Origin of the sequence: Yoonia sp. 208BN28-4 (assembly GCF_037543925.1) — a bacterium.
Lineage (GTDB): Bacteria > Pseudomonadota > Alphaproteobacteria > Rhodobacterales > Rhodobacteraceae > Yoonia.
Map to the genome: position 1 here is coordinate 721,265 of NZ_JBBIFY010000001.1, position 14,251 is coordinate 735,515.

A 14,251-nucleotide genomic window follows, 5' to 3' on the forward strand; every position below is an offset into this window, starting at 1 on the left:
CGCACCTACTACGTTAGGGCCAGTTGGTGTGGTCGGTTAAATCCAGATGCAAGTATATCATGTCTTCAAGCCGCGAAAGCCTGCGCAAGATGTAAACGCTTACATTGCAGCGCGCAATCACGGTGGTTGGAGCGGGACAATTAAGCGCAGGTTTTGCGAATGGCATCAGCAATCAGCGCGATTCCGTCGGGGATGCGTGATGCGGGGATCGACGAATAAGCCAGTCTGAAATAGTTCTGTGGTGGATCGTCCTGTGCAAAAAACGGTGCGCCCGGTTCGATCAGAACGCTTTGCTGTCGCAGGGTCTGCGCCAGTTGTGTGGTGTCGCAACCCTCTGGTGCTTTCAGCCAAACCGATGATCCGCCGTAGGCACCTTGACCCGCCACGGTCATTCCTTGCTGCGTCAGCGCGGTATCAATGACCTGTCTGCGATCATGGTAGGCGTTGCTCATCCGGCGGACCAACGCATCGTAGTGCCCCAGCGACAGATAATAGCTGACAGTGCGCTGGATATGTCCCGGTGGGTGTCGCAAGACCGACGCCCGCAAAGCGCGCGCTTCGCGAATGAATGGCGCGGGCCCGACAAGATAGCCAAGCCGCAAACCGGGGAAGAGTGATTTCGAAAACGATCCGACATAGATCACGCGACCGTTGCGATCCAGTGACTTCAACGCGGGCGAGGGCGATTTCAGGAACGACATTTCAAATTCGTAGTCGTCCTCGACGATCAGGAAATCCTGTTCCTCGGCCCGATCCAGCAAGGCCTGCCTGCGGTTCAGCGGCATTGTGGCGGCTGTCGGGCATTGGTGGCTTGGCGTGGTGAAAACAACGTCTGTATCGTCGGGCAAGGCATCTGGCGGCAGCCCGTGCTCGTCGACCGTCACGGTGGACAGATGACAGCGCGAATGGGTCAGGATACTGCGCAGGGCCGGATAGCAGGGATTTTCGATCACGGCGCGTTTACGGCTGTTCAGCAAGACCTGTGCAGAGAGCCACAGCGCGTTCTGCGCGCCCATTGTCACCAGAATTTCATCCGGTCCGGCAAGGATGCCACGGCGTGGAAGCGTCTGGCGGGCGATAAATTCAATCAGCTTGGGATCATCGCCATCAAAATAGTCTGACGTCAGCGCCACAAAGTCGCGCTTTCCCAAGGCTTGCAAGGCACACAACCGCCAGTTTGCACTGTCAAAGAGCGTCGGATCGGCCTGACCGTAAATGAAGGGATAGCGATAGCTGGACCAGTCGGCGGGCTTATCCATGCCAAGCGACGGGCCAAAGCGTTGCCCAAGCGCACGGTTCCAGTCCACGGTCCCTTCGCCCGATTGCTGCGCAGGAAAGGCGGGTGGCTCTGGCGCGTTCTGGGACACAAAATAGCCTGATCGCCCTTTGGACGTCAGATAATCATCGGCCACCAGTTCGGTATAAGCCAGCGTGACGGTGATCCGGCTGACACCCAGATGCGCAGCCATCTTACGGCTGGAGGGTAGACGTTCACCCGGACGAAATCGCCCGGCCAGAATACCCTGCGCAATCATCTGCTGGATACGTGCCTGCAGCGTCCCTTCGGCATTGGGATCAAGGAAGAATGTCTCGATAGAGATGGTCATGAAATCTGGTCCTAACTCGGGCGCAGATTGGACCTATCAAACTTTTTTGGCAAGACATGCAGTTTTTTGTGACGGAAATCGCGGGGTCGCGCGTTCAACCTTCATAACAGCAAATGGAGACACCGATGCGCCTGCTATCCCTTGGATTTATCGTCACACTTGGCGGACTTTGCCTTGCAACATTTGCCACGTCTGAAACGCTGGCAAAGACAGACCGTATTGTGCCCGTTGCAACGCAAAGCGTTATGGTTGACGCGCCACTGCAAAATTACCGTTCGTATTGAACCCTTCGGTGGCGCCGGTCGTGATATTGCCAATCGCCTGATTGGCATTGACCGAGAACGAGCCGAAAATAAACACATCTGATTCAAGCGTTGCCGTGGCACCACCCACCGGAACGCCTGTCAGCATCAACGTTGTGCTGTCTTCGATCTGGCCGTTTGTGATCGCCATATCATTCGCGACCAGTTCGCCGCTTAGATCGGGAAGCGTATCGCTCGTGATCCGGTCAATGCGCAGGTCAGCCGTTGGTGAGCTTCCGAAGGCCACGTCCATCACTGCCGGTCCGGCAATCTGGATGGCTGGCGCGTCACGCGCAGTGACAAACACACCGGCATATGCCCCACGGTATTCCGCCGATCCGCCCGGCGGCAGATCGCTTTGCGATGCGCTGGTGCTGACGAGGGCGCGGATGTCATTGCGTTGTGTCAGTAGATCGGCATAGCTCGGGTCCGGCGGCGGGCTGCTGTTTGAGCTGCTGCTGCAAGCGGTCAGGCCGGTGACGATTAGGGTGGCGGCAATCATGCGTGTGTATGTCATGGCCCCGAATATACGCCTATTGCCGATGCAGACCTAACAAAAAATGCCCGACACGCGCTGGGCGGGTCGGGCATTTTCATTTGTGTTCGGAGAAAATCAGGCGCCCAGAACGCGGGTCATGGCCTGATCGACAGCATCCGTCACGTGATCCAGATCGTCCTTTGTGGCGATCAGGGGCGGCGCGAACAGCAATGTGTTGTTGAACCCCGGCAAAGACCGGTTGGTCGCACCGATGATAACGCCCTGCGCCATACAGTCGGCAACAATCGCGGCCACATGCTTTTCGTCCACAGGCTCTTTGCTGTCGCGGTCCTGCACCAGTTCGACACCCGCAAACAGACCCTTGCCGCGCACGTCACCGACCCAGCGGTGCTTTTCCATCAGGGCCATCAGGTTTGCGTTCAGATGCGCGCCCATGTCGACAGAGTTTTGCAGCAAGTTCTCTTCTTCGATGATGCGCATGTTCTCAATCGCGGCAGCAGGGCCAGCGGTGCATCCGCCGAAGGTCGAGATATCGCGGAAGTATGACATGCGGTCGGTGTCGTCCTTGAACTGGTCAAAGACAGCGTTTGTCGTCACGCAGCACGAGATCGCCGCATAACCAGACGCCACACCCTTTGCCATCGTCACGATGTCGGGCTGCACGCCAAACTGCTGATAGCCGAACCAAGTGCCGGTGCGGCCCACGCCGCAAACAACTTCGTCGATATGCAGCAGGATGTCGTACTTTTTGCAAAGCTCTTGCACGCCGTCCCAATAGCCCACGGGTGGCACGATAATGCCGCCGCCCGCCGTGATCGGCTCAAGGCAAAGCGAGCCGATGGTGTCGGCCCCTTCGCGCAGGATCACGTCCTCAATCGCTTTAAGCGATGCGGCGGTATAGGCCTCACCCGTCGATCCGTCCTGGCTGCGATACTCAAGGCAGTGCGGCACGGCGACGAAACCGGGGGTGAACGGGCCATATTGCGCGTTACGCTCTTCCTGACCGCCAGCGGACAGGGCAGCGATGGTCGTGCCGTGGTAGTCACGCTCGCGGAACAGGATTTTGTGCTTCTTGCCGCCATGATGCTTGTGGCTGATCTGGCGCACCATCTTGAACGCTTTTTCATTCGCTTCAGAGCCGGAGTTCGCATAATAAACGCGGTCCAGACCGGGCATCTTGTCGATCAGCATCTCGGCAAAATTTGATCCGGGGATCGTGCCAGCGGTGCCACCGAAGAAACACATCTTGGTCACTTGCTTGGCAATCGCGTCACCGATCCGCTTGCGACCGTAGCCCACATTCACGGTCCAGACGCCGCCGGACACGGCATCGGTATGCTCTTTGCCCTTGATGTCCCAGACCTTCATGCCCTTGCCTTCCACGATGATGCGCGGATCAACGGCGGTCTCGTAGGGTTTGTGCTGGGACAGGTGGTGCCAGACGTGAGCGCGGTCAGCCTCGACGATGTGACCGGGATCGTTGGAAAGCGAATAGTCCATAACAGGGCACTCCATTTGCAAAAGGGGCGGGCGCTGCGAATCTTGGCGCAGACACAGTGTATCAGGCTTCATCTTTCGTGGTGAATAGGTTGCACCAGTAGGGCCAGAAGGATGGATCATTTAAGTCCAATCCGATGAAGGCCCGTCTGCCGCAGAATAACCCTTTTGCACGCATAGTCTGGCAATCATTCCCGCAGTATGGTCCGCACTATGATAGGTATGCCTGAAATCTTACTCACAGTGATCATGGCTGTTCTGGTCTGGCTTCTTATTCAGGTCTTGAGGGCGGACTACCGCGATGCACCCCGCCGGAAAGGTGGTCGTCGCAAGGCTGTTGCCCGCAAAGGTGGTGGCCGCAGGTCCAATCGTGGCCAGACGCGCAAACGCCAGTCCGCGCAGCGCGGGTCACACCACCGTACAAAGCCCAAGCGGGAGAAGCGCGACGACAACGCGCCCGCCGTGCCACCCAACGCCATCGTCGTGGACGGTTCCAATGTCATGCACTGGGGTGGCGATCCTGACGTCAATGTCCTGCGTCGTGTGATCCGTGGCCTTGAGAAACAGGGCAAGACGCCCATCGTATTTTTCGATGCCAATGCCGGCTATATGCTTGATGATCGCTATTACGACGAGGCGCAGCTTGCAGAGATCATGTCTATCAAAAAGGCGCATGTCTGCGTTGCCCATAGCGGTGTGGTCGCTGATGAATGGATACTCGATTTCGCAACCACGCACCGCCTGCGGATCGTCTCGAATGATCGCTATCGCGACTGGAAGCCGCAATTCGAGATGGTTGGCGATCATAAGCGTTTTCTGCGGGGGCGCTGGCAACAAGGCAGCGTGATGTGGGATAGCAAACGCCGATAAATGCTTGTGCTTTTTTGCTACTGCTTTCACCGTGGTACTTATGAAACGTTTGATTGCATTTGTCGCGACCATCGCGGCGGCCGCCGTGGCTCTTGTCGCGTGTTCCGGCCCTGACAACGTGCCGCTGCTGGCCAAACCCGCCAATGCGCTGCGCGTGGCAACTTACAACGTGCACTACATCATTCTGGAGGAAGAAACCGGCGCATGGTCGGTGGGTGACTGGGAGAGGCGCAAAGCACCTCTGGACGCTGCCTTCAAAACACTCGATGCCGATATTGTGGCCTTTCAGGAGATGGAAAGCTTCGCACGCGGCGACGACGGCAATGTTAACCTCGCCCGCGACTACCTGCTGGAGCGCAACCCCGCCTTTGCTGCCGCCGCGAACGGTGATGCGCGTGTGTTTCCGTCAACCCAGCCGATCTTTTACCGCACAGACCGGCTGGAGATGCTGGATCAAGGCTGGTTCTTCTTCTCCGACACGCCCGACGTGATCTATTCGCGCACCTTCAACGGCTCGTTTCCGGCCTTCGCTTCATGGTCGCTGTTCCGCGACGGGGACACGACAATGCGGGTGGTGAACGTGCATCTGGAATATAAGAGTGCCAGCAACCGCAGGCTATCTTCCGAGCTGATCGCCGAGCGCATCGCCCCTTGGGTGGATGCAGGCGAGAATGTCATGGTCATCGGTGACCTCAACGCCCGCGCGGGAGGTGTCCCGCAACAGATTATCGGCGCCAAGGGGCTGAAATTCGTAGACGTGCAAGGCAGCACCTACCACCTCAACTACGGCCTCAACCTTTTTGGCGCGATCGACCACATAGGCGTGACGGATGGCATCATGCAGGTGGGAGAGACACAGGTGTTGCGTCAGAAATTTCTGGGCGAATGGCCGACGGACCATTATCCGGTGGTTGCGGATTTTGTGGTGGAGTGAGGTTCAATCAGGAGTTTGTCCTCAGGAAAGCGTTTCTCCCAAGTTTCGACTAAGAAAATTGAAATGGAGGATGCGCTATTTACCGCAAGACGGGCGATCCTAGGATCAATACGTCTAAATCCCTTTTCTCTACCGTGCGCTGTCCCCGCATGAGTACGAAGGGCGCCAATTCCGCTTACGGTATTGCTTATCCCGCTTAAAATTGCACGGACATCAGCCTCAATTTCTGTATCGCCAATTTCCTTGGAAGGTGACAGCCCGAGTGGTTCTCTCACGGCATAGTAGAGGCTTTTGATATCCATCTTCTTGGGGAGGCCAGGAGGGCGCTTGACGAGAATGGAACGACAAACACTTTCAAGCATCGCACATGCAGCGGTGAGTGCGGCCTCAGGATCTTTATCTAGGCTTTCTATGGCTCGAGTGATCTCTCTGTCCAGAGAGTCGAGTGTCCACTCTTCGCTAAGCTGCCTAAGATGAGGCATGGATGAGTGGCTTGGCAGTCCGGCAATTTCCGCGATCATCAATCTAATTGTTTCATCTTCAATAGCAGCAGATGATTGCAAAGCTGCGACATACTCAGGATCAGTAGTCGACCATTCGCCTAAACTGCGGATAGCTTCCTCTAAATGACTGTCTCTCTCGGATTGCTTCCGAGACCACAGCAAATTGAGCAACTCTATTACGAGATGTGGAGGTGAAATAATGATGAAAGTTCTTAGTCGGTTATACTTGGAAGTGCCATTTTCACTAAAAACGTCAGCGTAAATATTTGTTTCGAACTCATCCTCAAAAAATTGGGCAAAAGTTTTGTTGCTGAAATCAAGAACGTATCCGGGTTCAGGACAAAACCAACTTTGAATCTGATCCCAGTGGCGATTTTTCAGCTTTGCCATCGCTAACGCTTTCCCCCATACCTGCTCTTACCGCCGCGCATCCCACCACGGCCACCCGTCGACCGCCCTGACTTCGCCTTGCTGTCCTCGACCGCTTTATCGACGGCTTGTTGTCGCGCAAGCGGGTCGTCGGCGATGGTCAACTCGACGGTTTCCAAACGCTTCACCTCATCGCGTAAACGCGCCGCCTCCTCGAACTCGAGGTTCTCGGCGGCTTTGCGCATATCTGTGCGCAGGCCTTCCAGCACAGTGGCGAGGTTCCCGCCCATGCCTTTGTCGACCTTCGCGGTGACGCGGGCCTGATCGGTGTCGCCTTTGTAGAGGCCGGCCAGAATATCCTCGACGTTCTTTTTGACCGTCGTCGGCGTGATGCCATGCTCTTCGTTGTAGGCCATCTGCTTGGCGCGGCGGCGTTCGGTTTCCTTCATCGCGCGGTCCATCGAACCGGTGATGCGGTCGGCGTACATGATCACGCGGCCTTCGGCGTTACGCGCGGCGCGCCCGATGGTCTGCACGAGGGACGTCTCGGAGCGCAGGAAGCCTTCTTTGTCGGCGTCCAGAATAGCGACCAGTCCGCATTCGGGAATATCCAATCCCTCGCGCAGCAGGTTGATCCCGATCAGCACGTCAAACGCGCCAAGCCGCAGGTCGCGCAGAATCTCAATCCGCTCGATGGTATCAATGTCCGAGTGCATGTAGCGCACGCGGATGCCCTGTTCGTGCATGTATTCGGTCAGATCCTCGGCCATGCGTTTCGTCAGCGTGGTGCACAGCGTGCGGTAGCCGTCAGCGGCGACCTTGCGCACTTCGTCCAGCAAATCATCGACCTGCATTTCCACGGGGCGGATTTCGATCTTGGGGTCAATCAGGCCTGTCGGGCGGATGATCTGCTCGGTGAACACACCGCCCGCCTGCTCCAACTCCCACGCGGCGGGGGTGGCAGAGACGAACACCGATTGCGGGCGCATCGCGTCCCATTCCTCGAACTTCAGTGGGCGGTTGTCCATGCACGACGGCAGGCGGAAGCCGTGTTCGGCCAGCGTGAATTTGCGGCGGTAGTCGCCTTTGTACATGCCACCGATTTGGGGCACGGAAACGTGGCTTTCGTCTGCAAAGACAATTGCGTTGTCGGGGATAAATTCGAACAGGGTGGGCGGCGGCTCACCCGGTGCGCGGCCTGTCAGATAGCGGGAATAGTTCTCGATCCCGTTGCAGACGCCTGTGGCCTCCAGCATTTCAAGGTCGAAGTTGGTGCGTTGCTCCAACCGCTGCGCCTCGAGCAATTTGCCATCGGCGACAAGCTGATCCAGCCGCATCCGCAGCTCTTTCTTGATGCCGATAATGGCCTGCTGCATCGTCGGTTTCGGCGTCACATAGTGGGAATTGGCGTAGATGCGGACCTTCTCGAACGTGTCGGTCTTGTGCCCGGTCAGCGGGTCGAATTCGGTGATGCTTTCCAGTTCCTCGCCAAAGAACGACAGCTTCCACGCGCGGTCATCAAGGTGGGCGGGCCACACCTCAAGACTATCGCCACGCACACGGAAGCAGCCGCGCTGAAAGCCCTGATCGTTACGGCGGTATTGCTGTGCAACAAGATCGGCGATGATCCCGCGTTGGTCATAGTCGCGGCCCACGTAAATATCCTGCGTCATGGCGCCGTAGGTTTCGACCGATCCGATACCGTAGATGCACGACACCGACGCCACGATGATCACATCGTCCCGCTCCAAGAGCGCGCGCGTGGCCGAGTGGCGCATGCGGTCGATCTGTTCGTTGATCTGGCTTTCTTTCTCGATATAGGTATCGGACCGCGCGACGTAGGCTTCTGGCTGGTAGTAGTCGTAGTAGCTGACAAAATACTCGACGGCGTTGTCAGGAAAGAACCCTTTAAACTCACCGTATAGCTGAGCCGCCAGTGTCTTATTTGGCGCAAGAATAATCGCGGGTCGCTGCGTTTCCTCGATCATCTTGGCCATCGTGAAGGTCTTACCGGTGCCGGTCGCACCCAACAGCACCTGATCCCGCTCGCCCGCGATGATCCCTTCGGACAATTCCTTGATTGCCGTGGGCTGATCGCCTGCCGCCTCGAACTCGGTCTGCAACACGAATGTCTTGCCGCCTTCCAGCTTGTCGCGGGTTTTCACATCCGGCGCCGGATTGGACATATATTGCACGGTCTCGATCTCGCGCTTGTCGGTCTGGGCATAGGCCATGGGCAGCATCCTTCGGGGTTGCTTCAATATGTGTTGCGCAAGGGGGCAGGTTCAAGGTCTGCTCCTGACAGGAAATGGCAGCAATGACGCCGATCCGGTCTATCCCTGCGCAGCTTGCGCCAGTAAAGACGGCAGAACCGGATAAAGCGGGTGGTCGCGCGGGTCGGTTCGGCTGCGGCACAAGACCTGCTGTGCGATGCTGACTGCGGCCCACTGGATCAATCGTTGCTGGCTGGCACCGGTGGCGTCAGCGAACACCGCGCCACGCTCCGCGATCCGTTGGGACAGCGTGTCGGGGTCGAGATCTTCAAACGGGCGGATCATGGACAAGGCAAGCTCAACCGCAGGATCGGCGCGCCAGCCCTTTGGGTCAAACGCGCGCGGGCCACCTGGTGTCAGCATCACGTTTTGAAACCCAAGATCGCCGTGGATCACCCGCTCGGGCGGGCTGGTGTCGATAAGGTGGACCAACAGACTGCGGGCTTGATTGAAATACGCCGCCAGATCGTCGGGCACGCCACGTTTTGCGGCCTTTGCGAAATCCGCAAACAACAGCGGTGCGACCCGCTGATACGCAAACTGGCGTCTAAACTGCACCTTGCCGATATCATGGGCGACCTGCGCCAGAAGGGCTGTGGCCTGTGCCATGTCAGTTTGCGCAATGACATCGAGCGGTGTGCCGTCCAGCCACTCCATCAGAACAGCGGTGCGCAACGTATTCATCCGGTAGACCCGCACACCCAGGCCATCGGGCAGGGCGCGCAGGAATTGCGTGGCGGCCCCTTCGCCGCTGGCACCGACCTTGCGATAAAGCTTCAGCGCGCAATCCCCCTGCGCCCCCGTCGCCCGAAAGACGCGGGCGCGCGGTGTATCGGCCACGCAGTCACTTAGCGTCAGATTCCAACGGTGGGCAATCCGCGCGGCCGCTGCATCATCCGTGCTGACGTTGAGTTTCATGTGATCCGGCCCCATGCGGGCTCAAAGCCCTGTTGACGTCAAGCTAGGAGGTCATAGGTTCAGCGCAACCGCAAAAAGGAACGCGCCATGTCAGACCATATCGATCCCGTCAAACTTGATAAACTGGCAGAGGTGGCTGTGCGCACAGGTGTGAACCTGCAAGAAGGGCAGGACCTGATTATCACGGCACCCTTGGACGCAGCACCTTTGGTGCGCCTGATCGCCGAGCACGCGTATAAGGCGGGTGCCGGTCTGGTCATCCCGATTTTTAGCGACGGCGCGATCACGAAGGCGCGCTACGAACACGGCCACGACGACAGCTTTGACCGCGCACCCGCATGGCTGTTCGAGGGGATGGGCAAAGCGTTCAAGGACGGTGCTGCGCGTATGGCGATTGCTGGCGACGACCCGATGCTGCTGGCCGATCAGGACCCCGCGAAAATCGCCCGCGCCAGCAAGGCACAATCCATTGCCGCGAAACCTGCGATGAACCCGATTGTGGGCTTTGAGGTGAATTGGAACATCGTGGCGTATCCAACAGAAGGCTGGGCCGCGCAGGTCTATCCCGATTTGCCGGTGGAGGAGGCGCAGGGCAAGTTGATGGATGCGATCTATGCCGCGTCCCGTCTTGAGGGCGACGATCCGGTGGAAAACTGGGCCAACCACACGGCAGAACTGAAAAAGCGGGTGAAGTGGTTGAATGATCACCGCTTTTCGGCACTGCAATACACCGGCCCCGGCACGGACTTGCGCTTGGGTCTGGCAGACGGTCACATTTGGAAGGGCGGCGCATCGCCCGCGCTGAACGGCGTGACCTGCCAGCCTAATATCCCTACCGAAGAGGTCTTCACCTGCCCGCACGCCTACAAGGTCGACGGCACGGCCAGCGCGACCAAACCGCTTGCCCACCAAGGCAGCGTGATCGAAGGCATCTCTGTCCGGTTCGAGGCAGGCAAGATCGTGGAGGCCAACGCGACCAAAGGCGAGGACGTGTTCCGCGAACTGCTCAAGGTGGACGACGGCGCCAGCCGCATTGGTGAGGTGGCGCTGGTCCCGGACTCCAGCCCGATCAGCCAGACTGACACGCTGTTCTTCAACACGCTGTTTGATGAAAACGCGTCTTGCCACATCGCGCTGGGCCAGTGCTACGCCGATACCATCGAGGGCGGGTCGGAGTATTCGCCGGAAGAACTCCAGCAAAAGGGCGGCAACCAATCGCTGATCCATGTCGATTGGATGATGGGATCGGACGCGGTTGATATCGACGGGATCACTGCGACGGGCGATGTGGTGCCTGTGATGCGCAAGGGCGAGTGGGCCTTCTGACCCACTTGCGCGGGCACCGGAATTGCCCGATAACGCCACCAGCCAAGGAGATATCGCCATGCGTGCACGAATCTATAAGCCAGCCAAAACCGCCATGTCCTCGGGCACGGCCAAGACCAACGAATGGGTGCTGGATTTCGTGAACGAAACTGCCCGCGAGATTGACCCGTTGATGGGCTGGACATCGTCCGACGACACCCAGTCTCAGGTGCGCCTGCGCTTTCATTCCAAGGAAGAGGCACTGTCCTACGCCAAGGAAAACGGGATCGAGGCAATCGTCACCGACCCCAAAGAGCGTAAGCAAAACATCCGCGCCGGTGGTTATGCCGAAAACTTTGCGACCAACCGTCGCGGGGCGTGGACGCACTAAGCGGGTCTTCCCGACATTCTCGAACCGTCGCCGAAATTTCGGCGCATTTCGCTGACAACCTGAACTTGCATTAGCAACTCAGGTAAATTGTATGTCCAACTCTATTGCGGTGCTTGTTGACGGCGACAACGTCAGTCCGTCCCATGCCCGTCAGATCATTGCCCATGCCGCAACTTGCGGGCAGCTTCAGACAATGCGCGTCTATTGCGACGCCAGCAGTGGCACCGGATGGCACGCCGCCGACCAGTTTCAAGTCATGCATGCTGGCGCGGGCAAGAACGCGGCTGACGTCCTCCTTGCACTCGACGCGTTGGAATTGGCCCTGTTGCGCGGTGTACGGCACTTCGTCATCGCAAGCTCTGACGGGGATTTTTCGCACGTCGCCACGCGCCTGCGCGATCACGGCGCGCATGTGACCGGGATGGGCGAGGCCAAGGCCCCGGCCCATTTCCGTGCAAAATGCAGCGCATTTGCCAATCTTGGTGATGCGACAGCGGGTCAGGCGACCAAAGGCGAAAATACTGGCGACATCGCCCAACTCGATCAGCAGATCCGCAGTATGATCGCGGTGCATAGTACCAATGGTGAGGGCATGCAGATCGCTCAGCTGGCCCCGAAAATGCACCAGAAATATGCCGTGCGGATCAGTACGCTGCCGGAAAAAACATGGCGCGGCTATCTGTCGGCACGGCCAAACCTGTTTGCTCTTGATCCCAAGGGCAAGGATGCGCGCGTCAGGTTCCTGCCGCAGGGCTTTCACGGTGTAGCGGCCAAGACGACGGACACGCGAATGCATTCCAACCCTTGTCAAACCGCCTAACACCGACTTAAACGCTGTCATCCGGTCCCGTAGCTCAACTGGATAGAGCACCTGACTTCTAATCAGGATGTTGGGGGTTCGAGTCCTCCCGGGATCGCCAAGGGCTTCTTTTCATCTTATAGTCTGCCTTTTTTTTATGATTATTGTCAGCTTCTCCGCGCGCGGTTTACAGGGCGGTTTACAACCCATGCTCTGAAACTGCTCTTGAGATAACAATATAGTCGTTCATGGGAATATCGTTGAGTGCGATATTGACTGCATACAAAACAAGTCGAACGTTACGACTAATGTAGCCCTTCTCGTTGTTGATTCGGTCAATGCTTGGCTGATAGGGGTTGACGCGACTAGCAGTCGTTTTTGCCAGTTTAAAATCTAGGCCGCTAATTGCACATTTGCCTGCTTGTCGGATGTAAAGCCGACGAACGTAGTCAAGTTTAAGAGAAAAATCACGATTGTGACGGTGGCTTCGATTGCGAGCTTGTCTGATGCATTTTTTCAGAGCCGGATCGATGGCAACCGGAATACCGGCCGTGGTCGCCCCGGCATTCCATGCGGCCTGATAGTTTGCGTCAAATTCGGCTGTAAATGGTTCAGCGGAAGTAAAAAACCTTACTGTCTTGCCGACTTTTGGCTTTATGTATAGCTGCGTTTCGCCGCTAACTTGGCGAGTGCTCAAATAGCGGTATTTTCTTGCGAATTTATTGGTCAATCGTATTTTTTCCTGCTGTTGGAGTAGATCAAATGCACCCTGCGGCGGTCAGCTTTTTGGGTATATTCTTGCACTTCATCAAGCGTTATGTGACCGACCCACGACTGCATCGCTAGCAATGGAACGCCAGCCTCTGCCATTTCATTCATGCGATATTTGCGCAGTCCGTGAGCGGAAAGGTGTGGTAGTCCTGCATCGCTTGCGGCCTGCGAAAACCAGCCGCTGACAGATTTTGCAGATCGTGCTTTCCCGTGCATGGTCTGGACAAACAGCAGGTCATTGCAGCCTGCAATGCAGGTGATCAGGTCGGTCATTTGCGACGACAAGCCCCAAGCATCGCCAGACCACGGCACATGCGCTGCAGCGCCTGTCTTTTGTTGGCGAAAGGTTAGCAGGCCGTCGCGATCGATCATCTGCGGACCAAGGCGGACCAGATCAACGCAGCGCACGCCTGTCCATTGTAGCAATTCAAAGGCCAGCCGTTGCGGTGTTCCAATTGGCCAATGCTTGCGAAACTTTTTGAGGTCAGCGGCCTGCCACGGGGTGTGGCCGTCCGATTTTGGAATCGGTTTTCGTCTCACGCCATCTGATGCGTTGTTGTGGGTTGCGCCGCTTTCAAACCAAAAGGCTGTCAGCTTGCGCCACGCCTTCAAGCGTGATGCTGCGACGGTTGGGCGCAATGGTGACAGGTCAGCGCGGATCGCTGATGCGTCCAGATCGCGCAGCATCGGCGTTGGTGTTGCCGCTTCACATTGGGTTTTAATCGCGTCCACATGACGCCGGATCACGGGCCTATATCCGTCCGACAGGTCCAGATAGTCGCCAGACGCCAGATAGGTTTCGCACCCCCACGCGATGCTGCCGGGCGTCTTGCGGGATTTTCGCTGCTGTCCGCCTGTCTCGGCCTGTTGCCACGCCGCGATAAAGTCGGGGTGATTTTCGGGAATGTCTGCGGGTAGCGGTTTGCCGGATTTGCGGTGATATTTGAAAACCTTGCCTGACGGCTTCCTGATCCTGTGGACGCCTGACATCATGAACTTGTCTTGCCGAATACGCCTTCGCATGACTGTCCCTTGTCTGCTGTTTCCCTATAGGGCAGGCCATCGGCCCAAGCGTCAAGGTCGCGCACGTCATAGAGCACGTTGCCGCCATCTTGTTTGGCGGCGATTCCTAGATCCCGAAACTTGGTCGGACTGACGCCAAGATACTGCGCAGCGGCGGCTGTCTGCATCAATCGCGGGGCAAATCTGATGG

Annotated in this window: 14 protein-coding genes and 1 tRNA gene; 6 read left to right on the plus strand and 9 right to left on the minus strand. The window is 57.5% G+C overall.

Annotated elements, in window-relative coordinates; all coding sequences use genetic code 11:
* Positions 1–140 precede the first annotated feature (140 nt).
* The 3 genes from pdxR to V8J84_RS03645 form a co-directional block, all read right to left on the minus strand.
* A complete protein-coding gene (gene pdxR / locus V8J84_RS03635) occupies positions 141–1,607 on the minus strand; it encodes a MocR-like pyridoxine biosynthesis transcription factor PdxR (RefSeq protein ID WP_339928238.1) in 1,467 nt (488 codons plus the stop codon).
* A 243-nt stretch (positions 1,608–1,850) separates the two neighbouring features.
* Positions 1,851–2,426: a hypothetical protein gene (locus tag V8J84_RS03640; protein WP_339928239.1), complete on the minus strand. Its 576-nt coding sequence runs from the start codon at positions 2,424–2,426 to the stop codon at positions 1,851–1,853.
* A 96-nt stretch (positions 2,427–2,522) separates the two neighbouring features.
* Entirely contained in the window at positions 2,523–3,908 is a 1,386-nt protein-coding gene (locus V8J84_RS03645; RefSeq protein ID WP_339928240.1) for an aminotransferase family protein, read from the minus strand.
* Positions 3,909–4,127: 219 nt separating this feature from the next.
* Here V8J84_RS03645 and V8J84_RS03650 point away from each other — a divergent pair, with 219 nt between their 5' ends.
* Both V8J84_RS03650 and V8J84_RS03655 read left to right on the plus strand, forming a co-directional pair.
* The gene (locus tag V8J84_RS03650; RefSeq protein WP_339928241.1) at positions 4,128–4,775 is read left to right on the plus strand and encodes an NYN domain-containing protein; all 648 of its coding nucleotides are present in this window, start codon (positions 4,128–4,130) and stop codon (positions 4,773–4,775) included.
* Between the two features lie 40 nt (positions 4,776–4,815).
* Positions 4,816–5,709 (plus strand): endonuclease, encoded by an 894-nt coding sequence (locus V8J84_RS03655; RefSeq protein ID WP_339928242.1) that lies wholly within the window; start codon positions 4,816–4,818, stop codon positions 5,707–5,709.
* Here V8J84_RS03655 and V8J84_RS03660 read toward each other — a convergent pair.
* From V8J84_RS03660 to V8J84_RS03670, 3 genes are all read right to left on the minus strand, one after another.
* Complete coding sequence (locus tag V8J84_RS03660) at positions 5,676–6,602, minus strand: abortive infection family protein (protein WP_339928243.1); 927 nt, start codon at positions 6,600–6,602, stop codon at positions 5,676–5,678. The genes V8J84_RS03655 and V8J84_RS03660 overlap by 34 nt on opposite strands.
* A gap of 2 nt (positions 6,603–6,604) precedes the next feature.
* Entirely contained in the window at positions 6,605–8,815 is a 2,211-nt protein-coding gene (gene uvrB / locus V8J84_RS03665; protein ID WP_339928244.1) for an excinuclease ABC subunit UvrB, read from the minus strand.
* A 99-nt stretch (positions 8,816–8,914) separates the two neighbouring features.
* Complete coding sequence (locus V8J84_RS03670; RefSeq protein WP_339928245.1) at positions 8,915–9,772, minus strand: phosphotransferase; 858 nt, start codon at positions 9,770–9,772, stop codon at positions 8,915–8,917.
* Positions 9,773–9,859: 87 nt separating this feature from the next.
* Here V8J84_RS03670 and V8J84_RS03675 point away from each other — a divergent pair, with 87 nt between their 5' ends.
* The 4 genes from V8J84_RS03675 (at position 9,860) to V8J84_RS03690 (ending at position 12,388) form a co-directional block, all read left to right on the plus strand.
* On the plus strand, positions 9,860–11,098 hold the full coding sequence (locus V8J84_RS03675) for an aminopeptidase (RefSeq protein ID WP_339928246.1): 1,239 nt from the start codon (positions 9,860–9,862) through the stop codon (positions 11,096–11,098).
* A 58-nt stretch (positions 11,099–11,156) separates the two neighbouring features.
* The gene (locus V8J84_RS03680; RefSeq protein WP_339928247.1) at positions 11,157–11,468 is read left to right on the plus strand and encodes an ETC complex I subunit; all 312 of its coding nucleotides are present in this window, start codon (positions 11,157–11,159) and stop codon (positions 11,466–11,468) included.
* Positions 11,469–11,559: 91 nt separating this feature from the next.
* Entirely contained in the window at positions 11,560–12,288 is a 729-nt protein-coding gene (locus V8J84_RS03685) for an NYN domain-containing protein (protein ID WP_339928248.1), read from the plus strand.
* Positions 12,289–12,311: 23 nt separating this feature from the next.
* Positions 12,312–12,388: transfer RNA gene (locus V8J84_RS03690), tRNA-Arg, on the plus strand.
* Positions 12,389–12,466: 78 nt separating this feature from the next.
* On the opposite strand, the gene V8J84_RS03695 is transcribed toward V8J84_RS03690, so the two are convergent.
* Genes V8J84_RS03695 through V8J84_RS03705 form a run of 3 tightly spaced genes read right to left on the minus strand, consistent with a single transcriptional unit; the run spans position 12,467 to position 14,228 of the window.
* Positions 12,467–12,997: a hypothetical protein gene (locus V8J84_RS03695; protein ID WP_339928249.1), complete on the minus strand. Its 531-nt coding sequence runs from the start codon at positions 12,995–12,997 to the stop codon at positions 12,467–12,469.
* On the minus strand, positions 12,994–14,061 hold the full coding sequence (locus V8J84_RS03700) for a tyrosine-type recombinase/integrase (protein ID WP_339928250.1): 1,068 nt from the start codon (positions 14,059–14,061) through the stop codon (positions 12,994–12,996). Before V8J84_RS03700 ends, V8J84_RS03695 begins: the two co-directional genes overlap by 4 nt.
* The gene (locus V8J84_RS03705) at positions 14,028–14,228 is read right to left on the minus strand and encodes a hypothetical protein (RefSeq protein WP_339928251.1); all 201 of its coding nucleotides are present in this window, start codon (positions 14,226–14,228) and stop codon (positions 14,028–14,030) included. Before V8J84_RS03705 ends, V8J84_RS03700 begins: the two co-directional genes overlap by 34 nt.
* Positions 14,229–14,251: the final 23 nt, after the last annotated feature.

What these genes read in the sequence shown, in the direction of transcription:
- V8J84_RS03705 (WP_339928251.1), bottom strand. Translation starts at nt 14,228, where the DNA reads ATGCAGACAGCCGCCGCTGCGCAGTATCTTGGCGTCAGTCCGACCAAG.
- V8J84_RS03645 (WP_339928240.1), bottom strand. Translation starts at nt 3,908, where the DNA reads ATGGACTATTCGCTTTCCAACGATCCCGGTCACATCGTCGAGGCTGAC.
- V8J84_RS03640 (WP_339928239.1), bottom strand. Translation starts at nt 2,426, where the DNA reads ATGACATACACACGCATGATTGCCGCCACCCTAATCGTCACCGGCCTG.
- V8J84_RS03670 (WP_339928245.1), bottom strand. Translation starts at nt 9,772, where the DNA reads ATGAAACTCAACGTCAGCACGGATGATGCAGCGGCCGCGCGGATTGCC.
- V8J84_RS03650 (WP_339928241.1), top strand. Translation starts at nt 4,128, where the DNA reads ATGCCTGAAATCTTACTCACAGTGATCATGGCTGTTCTGGTCTGGCTT.
- V8J84_RS03675 (WP_339928246.1), top strand. Translation starts at nt 9,860, where the DNA reads ATGTCAGACCATATCGATCCCGTCAAACTTGATAAACTGGCAGAGGTG.
- V8J84_RS03660 (WP_339928243.1), bottom strand. Translation starts at nt 6,602, where the DNA reads ATGGCAAAGCTGAAAAATCGCCACTGGGATCAGATTCAAAGTTGGTTT.
- pdxR (WP_339928238.1), bottom strand. Translation starts at nt 1,607, where the DNA reads ATGACCATCTCTATCGAGACATTCTTCCTTGATCCCAATGCCGAAGGG.
- V8J84_RS03655 (WP_339928242.1), top strand. Translation starts at nt 4,816, where the DNA reads ATGAAACGTTTGATTGCATTTGTCGCGACCATCGCGGCGGCCGCCGTG.
- V8J84_RS03680 (WP_339928247.1), top strand. Translation starts at nt 11,157, where the DNA reads ATGCGTGCACGAATCTATAAGCCAGCCAAAACCGCCATGTCCTCGGGC.
- V8J84_RS03685 (WP_339928248.1), top strand. Translation starts at nt 11,560, where the DNA reads ATGTCCAACTCTATTGCGGTGCTTGTTGACGGCGACAACGTCAGTCCG.
- uvrB (WP_339928244.1), bottom strand. Translation starts at nt 8,815, where the DNA reads ATGGCCTATGCCCAGACCGACAAGCGCGAGATCGAGACCGTGCAATAT.
- V8J84_RS03700 (WP_339928250.1), bottom strand. Translation starts at nt 14,061, where the DNA reads ATGCGAAGGCGTATTCGGCAAGACAAGTTCATGATGTCAGGCGTCCAC.